Genomic DNA, 17968 nt, shown 5'->3' with positions numbered 1-17968 from the left:
AATTCTCTACCTTCCTTTATTTACACAACCAAAACCATTGGCCGACCCTTTTATCAAAAACTAAAAAGCCCCATAGGCAAACACCTTGGGGCTTAAAATCTCATTAAGTAGTAATACGTTTCCCATAACTCTCTGTGAAATAGCACCACCAAACAACTGCGTGGAAGAGTAAGCTGATGGCTTCATGCCCTCAATGAACACATTACCCCAGAAATATCTGTCAATTTAACTAACGAATAGAGCCATTACGCTGTTTGTTTGAAAGGAAGACTACTGCTTCTTTTTGACCGACAAAATCAGTTTGATCAACAACATTCTCTCTTCGCTGGTCAGCAAACGACTGACCGCCGCTACATCTTCCGCTGTCGCTTGTGATGCGCCAACAACATCCAGTACCACATCCAAATCGGTAACTTTCAACGTCCTCGTGAGCGAACGATACTGAGACATTTTGATATCAGCTTCACCACGTTCGATTCGTTGATAGGTTTTTAAACTCATTCCCGCACTTGAGGCTAATTTTTCCTGGGACAAATTAGCGAGCTTCCTGCGATCAATCAGCGCCATGATTATGGGTTCTTGTGACATAAGCTTATCCTCAATAGACAGTTATGACCTAATTTCAGCAAGAAGCAGACCATATTGACTCGCAACGGTTTACATACGCTATTAAAGGCATATTATTCGATTATTAAAAAACGTTACGTTTCATAAACTTTGACACTTAGATCGGTCGTGAGCGTACAGGCTAGTAAACTTGAATATTCAAGTGTTGGGAAATAAGAAAAATTGCAAATTGCGAATAATGAAGGCGTCAAATTGGAAATTGCGAATCGCTATACATTGGCGTTTCCTTGCATCAAGCACGCATTAGAATCAGAAAATACCCGCAATCAAATTATCGCGGTACAGCATAGGCTACTCACTTACAAAGAAGTGTTGTTGCACGGGAACATGTTGGAAGACAAGGAATTAAGACAGGCTTTTTCTGCGTTGAACCAAAATGAAAAAGATGTCGCGCAAGGCGGTATTAAAGACATCAACGATGCAATAAAAGAGATGGATGAGATTCTAGAAAGGTACAGTAGAAGAGTGTCCTCTGGTTTGTGCGCCTAGTCTGTTAATATCAACGAGTAGCACCAAACTCTCAACGGCTTAAACGAATAGAACAAAACAAAAACGGCCAGTCATAGTTGAATGACTGGCCGTTTGTTTAACTAACATGAAGAATCTAACGTGACATCGCTCGTCTAAACCCACCTAGCAACATCAACGCGGCTAGCAAACCAAATGAAACACTACCGCCACTGCTGCCTGAGCCAGATGAAGAACTTCTACCAGCGAGTGCAACTCGTTTTGCTTCTGTCGCGGTAAACTGAACAGTTTCAACGTTATCGATAACCCCGTTAGTTACGTCAGTTATCCAATCTTTATAATCATATATCTCTGTGAAAACTGATGTGACACCGATACCTGCCCCACAAACTCTAGGCCCAAAACTAGTTATACCAACCTGCTCGTAAGTGGCACCATTTTTCCAAAATACTGGTCCGCCTGAATCACCTTGACATGTACCACCATATAGACCGTTATCCGGCCCATTACCATTAAAACAAATTTGCTTGTCAGTAACTAAAGCACCAAATACAGCTTTGCAATTGATTGTATCAACGTAAGTAAGATTAACTTTTTGCAGCAAAGTAGTGTTGTCTTCACCTGATTTTGTATTACCGTGTCCTACTGCAACAAAGCTGTTATTGATATCGCGATATGTTGCAAAATCAGGAATTTGAGTTTCTGAGGATGAAGTCAAACCAAGAGATGATTCTAACTTCAAAATAGCGATATCGTTCGGCAAAAGATTAGCTTCGAGGTCTGAATAGTCACTTCGATAATAAACGTCAGATACTCGAACTTTCTGGACACCGCCACTAGGGAATAAAGACGTATCTTGTAATTGCGGAACAACTACAGTGAAAAGTTGAGCATTCTCGTCATCATAGATACAGTGAGCAGCCGTTAATACATGATAGTTATCTAAAATTGTTGCTCCACAGTAAGGGCCTGTAGAGTAAACACCGTCATAATCAATACGATCAATGAACAAGCTCGCCATCGAAGGAAACTCAGTGACCGAAGCATTGCTACCATTCACGATATAAGGTGTTACACCCGTATTAGGAGTACTTTCGACCGAGTTTTCTGTCGCCATAACACTTGATGTGTAAATCAATGGCGCTAAAAGCCCTAAAACGGCTTTACGAACCGGACTCACTGCATAGTTCACATTCATAGTTAACTCCTTGTAACCGCTACGACTTATTTATAAAAATGATATGTGGACACCATAACACGGCGTAACCCTGAGTATAGTAAGTATTTGTAACGATATGGCCACATCTCTCATTTTATAAACGGATTTATCGACAATTTATCTCAGCCAATCATCCTAAGTTTTATACGTTGCGAAAAACAAAAAAGCCTACCGTTAACACCCTCAAATACAGAGAAGCAAACAATAGGCTTTAATTTAACTTAGTGGTTCCTCTTAAAAGAGATTAGCCACGGTAGTAACGCTGAGGTACGAAAGGCATTTTTTCTACTTTCATTGGTAGCTTCTTGCCACGAACGTCAGCGAATACTTCAGTGCCAATTGCTGCTAGGTCTGTACAAACGTACGCCATAGAAACTGGCTTGCCTGCGTTAGGGCCAGCAGTACCACTTGTAACAACGCCAATCTTGTTGTCTTCAGCATCGAACAATTCAGCACCTTCACGTACTGGTGCTTTAGTTTGACCAACTAGACCAACACGCTTACGTTGAACATCTTTCGTTGCGATTTGCTCAAGGATGATATCAGCGCCTGGGAAACCGCCTGCACGCTCACCGTCAGTACGACGAACTTTTTGAATACCCCATAGAAGGCTAGCTTCTACTGGTGTTGTCGTTGTGTCTAGGTCGTGACCATATAAACATAGACCACACTCAAGACGAAGTGAGTCACGAGCACCAAGGCCAATCCACTCTACTTCTGCTTCTGATGTTAGTTTACGAGCAAGTGCTTCAGCGTGATCGTTCGGTACTGAGATTTCGTAGCCGTCTTCACCGGTATAACCACTGCGGCTTACGATGCACTCTACGCCGTCGATATCGACTTTTTGAACGTCCATGAACAGCATGTCTGCAACACTTGGTTGGAAACGAGCAAGAACTTCAGACGCTTTAGGGCCTTGAAGTGCTAACAGAGCGCGATCATCAATCACTTCCATTTCTACGTCAGCTGGAAGGTGCGCAGTTAGGTGGTCGATATCTTGTGTTTTACAAGCCGCGTTCACAACAACAAACAGGTGATCGCCTAGGTTAGCCACCATCAGGTCATCCATAATGCCACCCTGCTCGTTAGTAAAGAACGCATAGCGCTGCTTACCAGAAGGAAGGTCAATAATATCTACAGGAACCAAAGATTCTAAGACAGCTGCTGCGTTAGCGCCATGAAGACGAAGTTGCCCCATGTGAGAAACATCAAAAAGACCGGCAGCATCACGAGTGTGTAAGTGCTCTTTCTTTACACCTAGTGGATACTGAACTGGCATATCGTAGCCAGCGAAAGGAACCATTTTTGCACCCTCTTCAACATGAAGTGCATGCAGTGGTGTTGTTAGTAGGTCTTGATTAGCGTGTTCTTGAGTCATTTTCTTCTCCATGAAGCGTTGCAGGCTGTCCAAAGTCGAGTCTGCCGCTTATATCTCTATTTAGAGTCGCCTCTAACGATAAGTCTCATCATTAGTCACCTCAGCGTATTCGCGTTAGTCACCTTGACGTCTTAACCTTAGAAACAGTAGATAGTAAAAAGTGATGTCTTTTATATAGGCTTATATCGTTAGCTTGATAAATCAGGTTAGCTGTACAAAAGCTCTACAAGTCACTTTCTAAGAATTCACTTCAGTAAACTTCAATCAACATGAGTAAACCGTGTTCACTATAATAAACAAGCCTGAGTCAGTTTTACACCCTTAACAATAGTAAAACAGTTCAAAATGTGACATTTAACAATTTAAAAACAATTTTTCGATGCATACAAAAACGCGATATTGATGATCATCACATCAATATCGCGTCTGTTGGCTAACGTTAGAAACAATAGCAAACGGTTGCATTCACTATAAGAAATTCCAACTTTGTTAATTTATTTTGCTGTCACCCACAAAATGAGCGCGTCTTCTGCGCTGGTCGAGATAAGCATGTGACCCATATTGGCATCGTAATACATGCTATCACCTTCACTCATTGGCACAGGTTCATAGAATTCTGAGTAGAACATCACATCACCAGAGATGATCATCAAAAACTCTTCACCGTCGTGACGTACCCAATCGTTATACTCTTCAAAAGTACGCGCTCTCACGCGACTCTTAAAGGGCATCATCTTCTTATTAGACAGCTCTGTTGCAAGCAGTTCATGCTCGTACGTTGGGGTTGGATGAGGTTTACCTTGACCAGCCTTAGTTAAGTCACGACGCCCTGTTGCGACTTTTTTCCTTGGTGGCTCAAACAGTTGGGGCATGTTTATTTGTAAGCCCATCGCTAGCTTTTGCATCGCTTGGAAGGTTGGAGAGATTTGCTCGTTCTCAATTTTGCTGAGCGTAGAGCGAGCTAAACCAGTACGTTGGCTCGCTTCTTCTAACGTAATCCCAAGCTTGCCGCGGATATCTTTAATACGCTGGCCAAGCCTAAGTGGTTCGATATTCTGGTCTAACGTTTCCTTCGCCAACGTTAAAGATGGGTACTCATCATAAATGTCTTCTGACATAGGTCCCTCATTAAATTCTTGCTTCCTGTCTATTAATTTCATTGTTGCATGAAGCGCTTTGTTGATTAAAGAGCACACAGAGAAATAAAGCGTGCTCCCCGTAGCAAAACAAGAAAAGTTGTTTCCTATTGGAAATTTTTGTTGAAAATTGATTTTATCGGAGCTATGTTATCGACTTGTTAGATGAAGAGATGCTACTTCGGCTTGCAGCAAATGATAGATTTAACATTTGTAAGAGCTGTTTTTTACCCGAACTTTTTTGGGAAACAATTCGTGCTGCATTGACCCTACAACGATCGCTTAGACGCTGTAAGAGTATATTTATAACGCAATTCACGTTTATCTATACCTATATAGCGCAAACGATACCGATGCAGAAATCAACGTAAGACCTAATGGACTATAAAAATAATCACCATTAGCTTAATGAAAGGTCTCGACAATGAACGCTTACCAAAACCATAGCTTAGACAGTTTTTTCACTACGAACCTATCTGGTACTGACGACGCAGTATTTGCTGGCATCCAAGCAGAGAACACTCGTCAAAACGAACAAATCGAACTTATTGCTTCTGAGAACATCGTTTCTAAAGCAGTAATGCAAGCTCAAGGCACTTGCCTAACCAACAAATACGCAGAAGGCTACCCAGGCCGTCGTTACTACGGTGGTTGTGAGCACGTAGATACAGTTGAAGCTATCGCGATTGAACGCGCTAAACAGCTGTTCAAATGCGAATACGTAAACGTACAGCCTCACTCAGGAGCTCAAGCGAACGGCGCAGTTAAACTTGCCCTACTTCAACCTGGCGACACTATCCTAGGTATGTCTCTAGACGCTGGTGGCCACCTTACACACGGTGCGCGCCCTGCAATGTCTGGTAAGTGGTTCAACGCCGTTCAATATGGCGTAGACCGCGACACACTTGAAATCGATTACGAAGCGGTTCGCGCTTTAGCAATCGAAAGCCAACCTAAAATGATTATTGCTGGTGGTAGTGCTATCCCACGCGTTATTGATTTCGCTAAGTTCCGCGAAATCGCTGACGAAGTTGGCGCTATCCTAATGGTCGATATGGCACACATCGCGGGTCTTATCGCGACAGGTGCTCACCCTAGCCCACTACCACACGCACACGTTGTGACTACAACAACGCACAAAACACTTCGTGGCCCACGCGGCGGTATGATTCTTACGAATCACGAAGACATCAACAAAAAGATCAACTCTGCAGTGTTCCCTGGCCTTCAAGGCGGCCCACTAATGCACGTTATCGCGGCTAAAGCAGTGGCGTTTGGCGAAGCACTTGGCCCAGAATTTAATACTTATATTGATTCAGTGATCGACAACGCAAAAGTTCTTGCTGAAGTGTTGCAAACTCGCGGTTGTGACATTGTGACTGGCGGAACAGACACGCACCTAATGTTGGTTGACCTTCGTCCTAAGGGTTTGAAAGGTAACGTAACTGAAGAAGCATTAGAGCGTGCAGGGATCACATGTAACAAAAATGGCATACCATTCGACACAGAGAAGCCTATGATTACTTCGGGTATTCGTTTAGGTACGCCAGCTGGAACCAGTCGTGGTTTTGGCACTGAAGAATTCAAACTTATCGGTGAATGGATCGGCGATGTACTTGATGGCTTAGTTGAAAGCCCTGAAGGCAACGCTGAAGTTGAGCAACGTGTTCGCAAACAAGTTAAAGAGCTTTGCAAGCGCTTCCCTCTTTATCGTTAAACCGTTTTTAAGATTTAAATTAAAACCTCATAAATTTTTGGAGAATAAGCAATGGACAATACACTAAAGTTTGCAGACAGCCACGAGTGGGTAAAAGACAACGGTGACGGTACTGTAACTATCGGTATTTCTGAGCACGCTCAAGAGATGCTAGGTGACGTTGTGTTTGTTGACCTGCCTGACACTGGAGACGAAATCGAAGCTGGCGAAAGCTTCTCTCTAGTTGAATCAGTGAAAGCAGCTTCTGATATCTACGCACCTATCTCTGGCGAAATCGTAGAAATCAACGAAGAATTAGAAGATAGCCCTGAGTTAATTAACGAAGAATCTTATGAAGGTGGTTGGATTGTTAAAGTGAAGATGTCTGATGCGTCTGAACTAAACAACCTTAAAGATGCGGAAGAATACCTAAGCTCTATCGAAGAAGACTAATAGGTTCCTCATTACGATAAAGCTGCTCTTTGGAGCAGCTTAATTTTAGGGGCTAGCTCACGGCTCCAAAGAGAAAGTAGAACATATCATGACTGAATTACTTCAAAGCCAATTACTAAAAGACTTGGGTACTCAAAACGAGTTTGTTGCTCGTCATAACGGCCCAAATAAAGCAGACCAGCAGAAAATGCTTGATGCGATCAACGCGACTAGCTTAGACGCACTGATCGACGAAACGGTTCCTGCACAAATCCGCCTTGAAAAACCAATGACACTTGCTGCGCCACTGAGCGAAATGGACATGCTGACCTCTCTTAAAGAGATCGCTAACCTAAACCAAGTGAAACGTACTTTCATTGGCCAAGGCTACTACAACACATTCACTCCAAACGTTATTCTACGTAACGTTTTAGAGAACCCAGGCTGGTACACAGCTTACACACCATACCAACCAGAGATTTCTCAAGGTCGTCTTGAAGCTCTACTCAATTACCAACAAATGGTAATGGACCTAACCGGTATGGAAATCGCGAACGCATCCCTTCTTGATGAAGCGACAGCGGCTGGCGAAGCAATGACACTGTGTAAGCGTGCTGGCAAAAGCAAGAGCAAAGTATTCTTCGTTGCTGACGATGTTCACCCTCAAACACTAGAAGTTGTTAAAACTCGTGCTGAGTACATCGGTTTTGAAGTAATGGTTGGTGCTCTTGAAACACTTCCAGAGCAAGACGTATTTGGTGCGCTTCTTCAATACCCGAGTACAACGGGTGAAGTTCGTGACCTAACAGACATCATTGCGAAAGCTCAAGCTAACAAAACACTAGTTACAGTTGCTACTGACCTACTTGCTTCTGCTCTACTTAAGCCAGCGGGCGAAATGGGCGCAGACGTAGTAATCGGTTCAGCGCAACGTTTCGGCGTTCCTATGGGTTACGGTGGTCCACACGCTGCATTCATGGGTACTCGTGAAAAGCATAAGCGTACAATGCCAGGTCGTGTCATCGGTGTATCTATCGATACTCACGGTAACCAAGCGCTACGTATGGCAATGCAGACTCGTGAGCAACATATCCGCCGCGAGAAAGCGACATCGAACATCTGTACAGCTCAAGCACTTCTAGCAAACATGGCGTCGTTCTACGCGGTTTACCACGGTGCAGAAGGCCTACGTACTATTGCTCGTCGTACACACCACATGACAGCTATCCTAGCGGCTGGCCTGACTAAATCGGGTTACGAGCTAACGAACAACAGCTTCTTTGATACCATCACGATCAACTCTGAAGAGAAGACAGATGCACTGTACGCGAAAGCGCAAGCAGCAGACATCAACCTTCGTCGACTTGTTGGCAAAATCGGTATCAGCTTAGATGAAACAACAACGATCGACGACGTGAACGCACTGTTCGCAATCTTCGACGTTAAAGAAGACGTTCAAGCACTCTCTTCTGACATTGCATCAAACGAGTTTGCAGCAATTCCAGAAAACTGCCGTCGTGAATCAGAGTTCCTAACTCACCCAGTATTCAACACGCACCACAGCGAAACGCAAATGATGCGTTACCTAAAACAGCTTGAGAACAAAGACTTCTCTCTAACGCACGGCATGATCCCACTAGGCAGCTGTACTATGAAGCTGAACGCTGCTGCTGAGATGATCCCAGTAACATGGCCTGAGTTTGGTTCTATTCACCCATTCGCACCTCTAGAGCAAGCGGCGGGTTACACAGCGCTAGCGAAAGATCTAAAAGAGAAGCTATGTGAAATCACTGGTTACGACGATTTCTCACTACAGCCTAACTCTGGTGCATCTGGTGAATACGCAGGTCTAATCGCGATTCAACGTTACCACGCAAGCCGCGGTGAAGCTCACCGTAACGTTTGTCTGATTCCAAGCTCTGCGCACGGTACTAACCCTGCAACAGCATCAATGGTTTCAATGAAGGTAGTGGTTGTTAAGTGTGATGAAGATGGCAACATCGACATGACAGACCTAGCAGCGAAAATCGAGAAGCACAAAGAAAACCTATCAAGCATCATGATCACTTACCCTTCTACGCACGGCGTTTACGAAGAGCAAGTGAAAGAAGTGTGTGAACAAGTACACGCAGCGGGCGGTCAGGTTTACCTAGACGGCGCGAACATGAACGCTCAAGTAGGTCTAACTTCACCTGGCTTCATCGGTTCAGACGTATCTCACTTGAACCTACACAAAACATTCTGTATCCCACACGGTGGTGGCGGTCCGGGTATGGGTCCTATCGGCGTTAAATCGCACCTAGCACCTTTCCTACCAGGTCACATAGAAAACGGTGTACAAGGTTCAGACTACGCGGTTTCAGCTGCAGATCTAGGTAGTGCTTCAATCTTACCTATCTCTTGGGCTTACATCGCAATGATGGGCGAACCAGGCCTAACAGACGCGACTAAAGTAGCGATTCTGAACGCGAACTACGTGATGGAGAAACTACGTCCTCACTACCCTGTTCTTTACCGTGGCACTAACGGCCGCGTAGCGCACGAATGTATTATCGATATTCGTCCGCTTAAAGAAGACACAGGCATCAGCGAAGAAGATATTGCTAAGCGTCTAATGGACTTCGGTTTCCACGCGCCTACTATGTCTTTCCCAGTAGCGGGCACACTAATGGTAGAGCCAACTGAATCAGAAGATTTAGAAGAGCTAGACCGTTTCTGTGAAGCGATGATCGCAATCCGTCACGAAATGGCAGCAGTGAAAGCGGGTGAATGGCCACTAGACAACAACCCTCTAGTGAACGCACCGCACACACAAGTTGACCTTTCAGGCACAGAATGGGATCGCCCATACTCTCGCGAACTGGCTTGCTTCCCATCGAAAGCAACCAAGAACTCGAAGTACTGGCCTACAGTTAACCGTGTAGACAACGTATACGGCGACCGTAACCTAATCTGTTCTTGCCCAAGCATCGACAACTACGAAGACTAATTTTGTAGCGGCGCTTAGTAGCGAAACATAGCAAAAGGCGAACCAAACGGTTCGCCTTTTTTTCTTAAATCTGAGGCTAACAAATGCATTGACCTTACCGTAAGGGAAAGGTTTAAGGTGAAATGAATCCAATGGTGAATGAGGAAAGAATTATGGGATGTTGCAACAAAGCGCCAAAAGGAGGAGCCCCTCTTGGCTTGCTTCTAAAAGTAACGCTTGGGATTGGTCTTTTTGTGTTTCTGCTGGCTTTATGGCAGTAAGATGCTGATATAGCGTCAGATTTGAAGTTACTAATAGATAGAGCTACGCCATAGTCGTTTGTTAGGCTAGCGGTAAAGAATTTAGACGCTCTGTAGAAGATGCAATAATTTTTTTCCTTGCATGGGATAAGATAACTGTATCAAAATCCAATAACGTATTTCCTTCGACATTTGTTATCGCGAAATGCTTCGTTAAAGGGTAAAGCACCTGCCCTTTAAAGTTAAACTCCGAATCAATCGAATCAATCATGACAGGAGTGTCCGAGCATAAGAACTCATTCTCGTTTTTCAGCCGAACAACCTTTAGGCCTTTCAATTGTGCTGGATGGAGCTTAAATGTAATTAGTGGAAGTAACAAAAATTGCACAAATTTTTGAACAGCCTCATCCGTTGATTTTTTTTGAAAGTATTTGATATCCTTGCGAGAAAATGGCACGAACTCTATATTTGTCTTAATAGCTTGATCATATAATGATACAAGATTTTTACCAAGCTCCTTTGCCGCATCTGTATTTTGAGGGTTGCGCCAATATTGAACTGACATCATAAAAATCAATAATTTGGCAAAATGTTCATCTTTTACTATTTCAGGGAGTATTTCAGATGGCCACTTGCTTATTTGAGTAACAATTTGAGAAAACATACCTTCCAGTTCAGAGTATGAGTCCTCAATTAATAGTGAAGTTTCACCAAACTTCTTGACAGTATGTAGATGTATCTCATAAAAGATTTGCGATGATTTCTTTGCTACCCTTGCTACTTTTTTATACTCTTTGTCATATACAAATACATCCATATTTTCGTCAGCAAAACCCTTAATGTAAAACTGAGGGATAAAATGATGTTTTTTTGGGTTTTGCTTAGCCATAACTGATAACTGCTCCAATTTTTATATCAAATATGCAACATAGACGTTTTAAGCCTAACGCTCGCCATAATACACCACAACATATTACGCTAATGTTGATAGACCACCGAAGACTCCAAAAACAATTCAGACCTAGAATGCCGAGCGTTGATGGTCGTATTAATGGCTTTGTTATGAGCCTATATTAAATAGACCAAAAAATTAGAGCTAGAATTAGGAAAAAGAGGATGACTTTAATCATGGACACATCTGATTCTAACGTTTCCTGCGCATTTTCTAAATGAGATACTTTTTCTGATAGCACTGAAATCTGTGACGCTGTAGATGAAACCACATCAGGATGAATCGAAGATAAAGACTCCCTTATAACATAACTTTGATACCATGATGAAAATATAAAAGAAAACAACCCTAAAATAAATGACACACCATAAAAGTCTACTTTAGCCCAGATTAGACTAATAACATCAGTACTAAACCCAAACATATAAAAATAACTGCCGATAGTCATGGCAACATACATTCCAACACTTGACATAATCAATATAGACATAACCCTAAACATCATGCTTGAAGCCAATTCTCTATTTGCTTCTACCAACTTGGCTGTATCCCAACCAATATTTCCTACAACTACACCAACGACTAGATAGAACGTTTGTAAAAACATTTCTAAAACAGCGAGCTTAGAGTCATAGTTTATTGCTTCATCTTTCATATTTTCTACCGATGAAAGTAAATCGGTAAAGGTGAAATAGATACACAAAAACGACAATGACATATAAAAAGATAAAAGGACTCTACGCTGCGATTTCTGCGTCATAATAAAAAACACCTTACAACTGGGGGGGTTAAGAATACCGTATTTAAAACAACCGCTTATTATACTTGAGCACAACTAAATAGAACAGGCTCATAACAGCTATTAGATAAAAAATTCTGCATTTAAACCCAGAATTTTTTATCTAATTATTATGCCACCAATTGTACTAGCCTTTGTCCCTCCATAACAATCACTTATACCGTCACCTCATTGATTAGCGTGGCAAATATAGAATTAACCTGTCTAGTATGATTCCCACTAAATCATAAACTTACGCGCGTTAAACCCGTGTTGTAACCTTCAGAACCTATCCGAATATCAAAGTGAGTGAAACTCTATAAATCCAATGCTTGACCCTATACGGTAAGGTGTTTATATTGTCGCCCGCCCAACGGGGCACATCCTAAAATGCACACCGGCCATCCTGCCATCATTCGTGTATTTATATTGGTGTTGTGAACTTCCATGCTAACGAAACTTCGTCCTTTTACTCGTGAATCGGGTGCGCTTATGCATCTTTCGATTCCAATCATTTTGACTCAAATAGCGACCCAAGCGATGGGATTTGTCGATACGACAATGGCTGGCCAAGTAAGCCCCTGCCGATCTCGCCGCAATTGCACTTGGCACTAGCCTTTGGATTCCTGTATTGCTGCTACTGCGTGGCGTGATTATGGCGTTAACGCCTGTTGTCGCTTACCACCGCGGCGCACGTGACTTTCAAAGCATCTCTGTTGAATTCTTCCAGATGGTTTGGTTGGCATTAATCGCGAGTGTGCTACTTATCGCTTACTTGGTGAGTGCTAAACCGATCTTAGAATGGATTGGTGTAGCCGCCGAGATCATCCCTATTGGTAGCGATTATGCCTTTGCCCTAGCCTTTGGTGTGCCGGGTATTGCCCTGTTCTACACCTTGAATGGCTTCTGTGAGGGTATGAACAACACCAAAGTGCCGATGATCATTTCTGTCGTTGGTCTATTGGTGAATATTCCAGTTAACTATGTGCTTATCTACGGTAAGTTTGGTTTCCCTGAAATGGGCGCAGTGGGTTGTGGCTGGGCAACAAGCTTAGTGTATTGGCTAATGTCGGGAATGCTGTATTCCTACATTAAAGGTCATCACCACTACAAAACCATCATCAGCTTTGCTGACGCTAAACCAAAAGCAAAAGAGATGCTTCACCTTCTAAGGTTAGGTTTACCTATCGGGATGAACATTGCGGTGTGTGGCAGCATCTTCGCGGTAATCGCACTGATGATTGGTCGTATTGGTGCTGAGAACGTAGCAGCAGCGCAAATTGCACTTAACATTTCGAGCCTGACTTACGTGATTCCTATGAGCATCTCGTTTGGCATTACGATTCGTGTTGGACATGCATTAGGTGAGAAAGACGAACTAGGCGCAATTGAACGCAGCAAAGTCGGTATCTTGGTTGCAGCATTAACCTCGCTTCTTTCAGTAGCGATGTTCTTACTGTTCCCTGAATGGATAATTAGGCTTTACACGACCGACCCAGCAATTAGCGCAACAGCAGCTGTATTGTTGACCTTTACTGCGATGTACCAGTTCAGCGATGCATTACAAACGTCTGCTAACGGTGCATTACGTGGTTATAAAGATACCAAGATCCCAATGATCTTAGCCATCGCTTCATACTGGGGCTTAGCATTACCACTGGGCATGGTTTTGGGCTTAACAGACCACATTGTTCCTGCAATGGGTGAAGAAGGCTTTTGGATTGGTATCCAAACGGGCTTGAGCGTTTCAGCGACACTGATGTTAATTCGCTTGCGATACGTGATTAAGAAACGTGACTTGCCACCAGCAAGTGCTCCATTGGCAAACTAAGAAAAATCATCAAGCTAATACAAAAAAGCGCGTTATTGCTACTCGGCAATAACGCGCTTTTTTATTGAATTTCTATAAACCAGATGATGTGCTTGGCTTAACACTCATCGTTCATAACACGAACTGTACACTCACAACCATCTACTGGACATGTGTCTCCACTTGTCCTGCCGCCAAAAGAATCGTAAAGAACATAACAACCCGAGGGTAAGGCATCATCAGTTATGTTATTTCTGTCAAGGTCAGCTTGACTGAATGGCTGAGTAAATCCCACTACCGTGTGTCTGTTGCCTAATTCAGAGATTATACTGTCATCATCTGACAAAGTTAGGAAGTGGAGCATATTTAACGCATCTCCTGATTCACCTTCACTTTCAGGGCATAGCGTTCCCCAATCAACTTCAACACTACCGATACCAAAATCAATCACATAGTTACTCTGATCACCTGGGTTTGTTGCGTCAGGATCAAGCCCAACAATAATGGCTTTAGAAGTCACCTGCGTGATAACGCCTTCCATCGCACCAGCAACACCTTCAAGTACCGCTTCTCTTGCTGACTCCTGAATATTGAGGAACCTCGGGGCTGCTGTAACGGCCAATACTCCAAGTATCACGATCACAATGATTAATTCCATTAAAGTAAATCCGTTTTTCTTCATAACACCCACATCAACTGACAACTACAGATACAATTACTGAATGAACTACCAATAACTATACATCGTGATGAGATGCGGAACACCTTATGTGTCGCGTCAGAGCTGTTGTTTAGTCGATTTTTTGACCTTACGCATGCGGAAATAAAAGTAAGTGCCTGCTGTCACTGTCTTATTTGATCGCGTTGTTTCTAAATAGGTCAAATTTTCGATATTACACTGCAGGTACATTCTTCATTTCTGTTGCGCTCTATCGGAGTATCTGCGTCGGCATATCGCAAAAAAATAGCGCTCATGTATGACATAAGCGCTATTAAATAACTGGAGACTCAACACATCTCTCAAAGAGATATGTTGGGAAGTCTAGATTTTAAATGAACCGACATAACGATCGAGAACTTGTGATAACTCTGCCAACTGCTGGCTTGATTGCTCTAACTTTTCACTTGCGCTCAAACCGTTTTTGACTGAGCTATTAACCGTATCCATGTTCATATTAATTTCATTCGCTACCGCTGATTGCTGCTCCGTTGCCGTTGCGACTTGCGTATTAATATCGAGAATAGCCAAAACTTGCGTTGAAATTTTTTCCAAAGCTTGGCGAGCCATTTCAGTTTCAGTCGTACCCTCTTCAATTAGGTTCTTACTATTACTCATCGAGCTAACAGCGTTCTTAGCTTCGGTTTGAAGTTGGTTGATCATAGTGTCAATTTCATCGGTCGACTGTGCTGTTTTTGTCGCAAGGTTACGAACTTCATCAGCAACAACCGCAAAGCCTCGACCAGCTTCACCGGCACGTGCAGCTTCAATTGCAGCGTTCAGTGCAAGCAAGTTTGTTTGCTCAGAAATACCTCGAATAACGTCAAGAATAGTACCGATCGACTGAGTATTATCAGCAAGGCTCACGATGATGTTAGAAGCACTATTCATTTCGGCTTCTAGGTTTGCAATCGAATTTGTGGTCTTCTCGATCGTCTTATGACCTTCTTGAGTTTCACTCGCCGCCATGTTTGCCGCACTTGCAGCACCAGCCGCGCTAGACGCAATTTCATTAACCGTGGCGATCATTTCATTCATAGATGTCACGACCAACATGGTTTGTTCGTTCTGCTCTTGTCCTCTTTGCAATGCTTGCTGCGACTGTTCACGAAGCCCAATAGCAGTGCTATTTAATTCAACACCCGTATTCACTGTTTGAGTAATAATCTCGTGCACCTTGCCAACGAACACATTGAAAGCCGATGAGATTTGAGCAACTTCGTCATTCCCTTTGATAGGCAAACGTACCGATAGATCGCCATCACCTTCAGAAATATCGTGTAATGTGTTTTTCAATACCAAGAGAGGCTGCATCAGTTTGCTAAGAAGAAGCGATAGAACAACGAGACAAACAACAAAAATGAAAACCATTGAAGCTAGCTGGTAGCTAATAATACCGTTCGTTGCTTGGCTAACCTCTGTGATAGGAATGCCGATATCAAAGGTGCCGTACAGCTCACCGTTGACGTAGATAGGTGCCATGATGTCAAACACCCATACTTTTTGAACATCAGCGTACCATTTTGAATACTGTTGTACGCCTTGGGTTGCACCTTTAACGGTATAGCTATCTTCGTAAACCTTATTAAGTTTTTTTTTATCGCTGTGAGCAATAGCACTTACGTTACTATCAATAACAATGGCATAAGTGACATCAGATCGCTGTTTCAGCTCACCCACCAGCTTTTGTAAATCTTGAACTGGGTTGTCTGAATTCTCTAAGATATACCCAGCATTTCCAGCCAAGAATTCGGCTTGAACTTGAGATTTGTTCAATATTATCTCATCGATTTTTTCACTTGAAATGAAATAGGTTGACGCCATACTCGCAGCGACTGCAATGCCAAACATAATAAAAACGGCAAATAGGATTGTTTTCTTCATTTAGGTTGTCTCGACGCAGTTTGTTAAAAATTCTCTGAAGGTTTCAATAACTGAAACCAAAGCTCGCACGTTCTATCTCGTGTTAGAGCTCCCACTAATCCTTTATCTGTCAAAATCTCGATAACTTTAGCTAAATTATATGAAAAGCATATGTTAGTCACACTTGCATAACATATGGCGTATCTAACGCGGAATCTACACTGGGAAATCCGATTAACAATTAATAAAGTCGTTTAGAAAAACATGCGCGAATACACAGCAATAGGCCAGAGACACTGCTATCGAACAAATAAAAAAGCGCGTTACTGCCGGTGGCAATAACGCGCTTCTTGAATCGATATTTTACGATATCGTTTTAAGCTATTCCGTTTAAGTTATATCGTTTTAATTAATCACTTTCACATAAGGAAGCACTCGGAATCCATCGCGTACTTTTTGGCTTGGAATGTAATGGCGGAAAGCCAAGTTAAACACACCAGAATCGTTCTCTGTTTTGATGTTGTTCACCGCATCATCGCCACAACCAAAGCTTACAGTGTAAGTACCGTCTGCATTTTTCTCAGCCGTGTTTGAGCTTACGTTCGCCACTTCACCAAACATGAAACCTTGCTTGTTGTATACCGTTACCGACCAAAACGCTTGGTTCTTAGGATCATCAAAGGTTGCTTGATGACAAGTGTCTGCCGGGAAGTTGCCAGAGACTTCGTAGATATTGTCATCTAACTGCGCGCCACCCCAACCGATAGCCGCACCCACCGCGTACTTCTCTTTGGTAAACATCTCTTTTGAAGCATCTTCAGGGCTGGTAAACATACCAAACGTCGCCTGAGCACCATCGCGTTTCAGTAGTTTTGGCATTTCCATCTTAAGGTTTTTCTCGACCTCCTCGAATGATTTCTCATCCACTTGCATTGCCATGAATTCGGCGTCTGCTTTTGCATCAATGCTCATCTGATCTTGGATTTTGTGAACTTCATCTTTGGTGAACGTCGCGTCGGTACGAACGATGACATAAACGTGGTCACCACTATGTGTAGAAAGATCAAACGTACCAGAACCGTATTGCATTGGCTGAATACGGTGGTCTTCTGTAATCACCTCCATCGACATGTATTTACCTTCAGGAATCTCAGGTAGCGTAATCGTCGCGCCTTGCGAAACGTTAATCACAGCCATTGAGTAGTAAGTGTCTCGGTTCATTCGAACCACAGGCTGTTTATCGGTTGGTGTGAGTTCGCGTTTGTGCAGGAATTTATTAACGCCAACAAGCTCTTGGTTTTTCAAATATTGGCGTGACGTTTCGTACACCGCGTAATTGTCGACGGTAGTCACTTCGCCATCGGCATTGAAGAACTCTGTCAGAGTTGAAACTTCTTCAGCTGCGTAAGAAGAAAGAGAAACTGCGCTTAAACCTAAAACTACTAATGCTAATTTTTTCATTGTTGACCTCTAATAAAATCGATAACGCTAAATCAATACATAGTCCATTTGTTTTTGTTCGAACAGTTAGTTCGTTAACCGCTCAACTTGTGAACAATGTTATCAAGGCAGCATAAATTCACAAATGACATCGCCGTATAAGAGATATGCAGCGAAGTAATGTTACTTATCAACCTTTATTCTTGATTAAAATACAAACAAT

Annotated in this window: 13 protein-coding genes and 1 pseudogene; 5 read left to right on the top strand and 9 right to left on the bottom strand. The window is 42.9% G+C overall.

Going from position 1 to position 17968, the window contains the following annotated elements; translation table 11 throughout:
* Window positions 1-270: 270 nt before the first annotated feature.
* The gene (locus AACR09_RS23830) at window positions 271-588 is read right to left on the bottom strand and encodes a helix-turn-helix transcriptional regulator (RefSeq protein ID WP_017082294.1); all 318 of its coding nucleotides are present in this window, start codon (window positions 586-588) and stop codon (window positions 271-273) included.
* Between the two features lie 201 nt (window positions 589-789).
* Between AACR09_RS23830 and AACR09_RS23825 the strand changes: the two genes are divergently transcribed.
* Window positions 790-1116: a hypothetical protein gene (locus tag AACR09_RS23825; protein ID WP_193835830.1), complete on the top strand. Its 327-nt coding sequence runs from the start codon at window positions 790-792 to the stop codon at window positions 1114-1116.
* A 115-nt stretch (window positions 1117-1231) separates the two neighbouring features.
* Here the strand turns inward: AACR09_RS23825 and AACR09_RS23820 are convergent, their stop codons facing one another.
* From AACR09_RS23820 to AACR09_RS23810, 3 genes are all read right to left on the bottom strand, one after another.
* Complete coding sequence (locus AACR09_RS23820; protein ID WP_193835829.1) at window positions 1232-2293, bottom strand: S1 family peptidase; 1062 nt, start codon at window positions 2291-2293, stop codon at window positions 1232-1234.
* 265 nt (window positions 2294-2558) lie between these two features.
* On the bottom strand, window positions 2559-3692 hold the full coding sequence (gene gcvT / locus AACR09_RS23815) for a glycine cleavage system aminomethyltransferase GcvT (RefSeq protein ID WP_193835828.1): 1134 nt from the start codon (window positions 3690-3692) through the stop codon (window positions 2559-2561).
* Window positions 3693-4186: 494 nt separating this feature from the next.
* Window positions 4187-4810, bottom strand: coding sequence for a helix-turn-helix domain-containing protein (locus AACR09_RS23810; protein ID WP_017082298.1), 624 nt, complete (start codon window positions 4808-4810; stop codon window positions 4187-4189).
* A 442-nt stretch (window positions 4811-5252) separates the two neighbouring features.
* Here AACR09_RS23810 and AACR09_RS23805 point away from each other — a divergent pair, with 442 nt between their 5' ends.
* The 3 genes from AACR09_RS23805 to gcvP all read left to right on the top strand — a co-directional run bounded on the left by AACR09_RS23805 (window position 5253) and on the right by gcvP (window position 9945).
* Window positions 5253-6545, top strand: coding sequence for a serine hydroxymethyltransferase (locus AACR09_RS23805; RefSeq protein WP_054546921.1), 1293 nt, complete (start codon window positions 5253-5255; stop codon window positions 6543-6545).
* A gap of 51 nt (window positions 6546-6596) precedes the next feature.
* Window positions 6597-6977, top strand: coding sequence for a glycine cleavage system protein GcvH (gcvH, locus tag AACR09_RS23800; RefSeq protein WP_004730871.1), 381 nt, complete (start codon window positions 6597-6599; stop codon window positions 6975-6977).
* An 88-nt stretch (window positions 6978-7065) separates the two neighbouring features.
* Entirely contained in the window at window positions 7066-9945 is a 2880-nt protein-coding gene (gcvP, locus tag AACR09_RS23795; protein WP_193835827.1) for an aminomethyl-transferring glycine dehydrogenase, read from the top strand.
* A gap of 321 nt (window positions 9946-10266) precedes the next feature.
* Here the strand turns inward: gcvP and AACR09_RS23790 are convergent, their stop codons facing one another.
* Window positions 10267-11073: a DUF4238 domain-containing protein gene (locus AACR09_RS23790; RefSeq protein ID WP_193835826.1), complete on the bottom strand. Its 807-nt coding sequence runs from the start codon at window positions 11071-11073 to the stop codon at window positions 10267-10269.
* Between the two features lie 184 nt (window positions 11074-11257).
* Window positions 11258-11791 (bottom strand): hypothetical protein, encoded by a 534-nt coding sequence (locus tag AACR09_RS23785; protein WP_193835825.1) that lies wholly within the window; start codon window positions 11789-11791, stop codon window positions 11258-11260.
* 570 nt (window positions 11792-12361) lie between these two features.
* On the opposite strand from AACR09_RS23785, the pseudogene AACR09_RS23780 reads away from it, so the two are divergent.
* Window positions 12362-13745 (top strand): annotated as a pseudogene (locus tag AACR09_RS23780) (MATE family efflux transporter).
* A 97-nt stretch (window positions 13746-13842) separates the two neighbouring features.
* On the opposite strand, the gene AACR09_RS23775 reads toward AACR09_RS23780, so the two are convergent.
* From AACR09_RS23775 to AACR09_RS23765, 3 genes are all read right to left on the bottom strand, one after another.
* The gene (locus AACR09_RS23775; RefSeq protein WP_102534214.1) at window positions 13843-14406 is read right to left on the bottom strand and encodes a type II secretion system protein; all 564 of its coding nucleotides are present in this window, start codon (window positions 14404-14406) and stop codon (window positions 13843-13845) included.
* Between the two features lie 360 nt (window positions 14407-14766).
* Window positions 14767-16293, bottom strand: a complete 1527-nt coding sequence (locus AACR09_RS23770; protein ID WP_193835840.1) for a methyl-accepting chemotaxis protein — start codon at window positions 16291-16293, stop codon at window positions 14767-14769.
* A gap of 417 nt (window positions 16294-16710) precedes the next feature.
* Entirely contained in the window at window positions 16711-17766 is a 1056-nt protein-coding gene (locus AACR09_RS23765) for a DUF1254 domain-containing protein (protein ID WP_193835823.1), read from the bottom strand.
* Between the last annotated feature and the right edge of the window lie 202 nt (window positions 17767-17968).

Source organism: Vibrio sp. OPT20, from assembly GCF_963889365.1.
GTDB classification, from domain to species: Bacteria; Pseudomonadota; Gammaproteobacteria; order Enterobacterales; family Vibrionaceae; genus Vibrio; species Vibrio splendidus.
The sequence above is the reverse complement of the archived record's forward strand: the minus strand, read 5'-3'. Positions and strand labels throughout refer to the sequence as shown.

Excerpts from the sequence above, each read along its gene's own strand:
- AACR09_RS23770 (WP_193835840.1), bottom strand. The coding sequence starts at position 16,293 with ATGTTTGGCATTGCAGTCGCTGCGAGTATGGCGTCAACCTATTTCATT.
- AACR09_RS23765 (WP_193835823.1), bottom strand. The coding sequence starts at position 17,766 with ATGAAAAAATTAGCATTAGTAGTTTTAGGTTTAAGCGCAGTTTCTCTT.
- gcvT (WP_193835828.1), bottom strand. The coding sequence starts at position 3,692 with ATGACTCAAGAACACGCTAATCAAGACCTACTAACAACACCACTGCAT.
- AACR09_RS23810 (WP_017082298.1), bottom strand. The coding sequence starts at position 4,810 with ATGTCAGAAGACATTTATGATGAGTACCCATCTTTAACGTTGGCGAAG.
- AACR09_RS23820 (WP_193835829.1), bottom strand. The coding sequence starts at position 2,293 with ATGAATGTGAACTATGCAGTGAGTCCGGTTCGTAAAGCCGTTTTAGGG.
- AACR09_RS23805 (WP_054546921.1), top strand. The coding sequence starts at position 5,253 with ATGAACGCTTACCAAAACCATAGCTTAGACAGTTTTTTCACTACGAAC.
- AACR09_RS23790 (WP_193835826.1), bottom strand. The coding sequence starts at position 11,073 with ATGGCTAAGCAAAACCCAAAAAAACATCATTTTATCCCTCAGTTTTAC.
- AACR09_RS23785 (WP_193835825.1), bottom strand. The coding sequence starts at position 11,791 with ATGAAAGATGAAGCAATAAACTATGACTCTAAGCTCGCTGTTTTAGAA.
- gcvP (WP_193835827.1), top strand. The coding sequence starts at position 7,066 with ATGACTGAATTACTTCAAAGCCAATTACTAAAAGACTTGGGTACTCAA.
- gcvH (WP_004730871.1), top strand. The coding sequence starts at position 6,597 with ATGGACAATACACTAAAGTTTGCAGACAGCCACGAGTGGGTAAAAGAC.
- AACR09_RS23830 (WP_017082294.1), bottom strand. The coding sequence starts at position 588 with ATGTCACAAGAACCCATAATCATGGCGCTGATTGATCGCAGGAAGCTC.
- AACR09_RS23775 (WP_102534214.1), bottom strand. The coding sequence starts at position 14,406 with ATGAAGAAAAACGGATTTACTTTAATGGAATTAATCATTGTGATCGTG.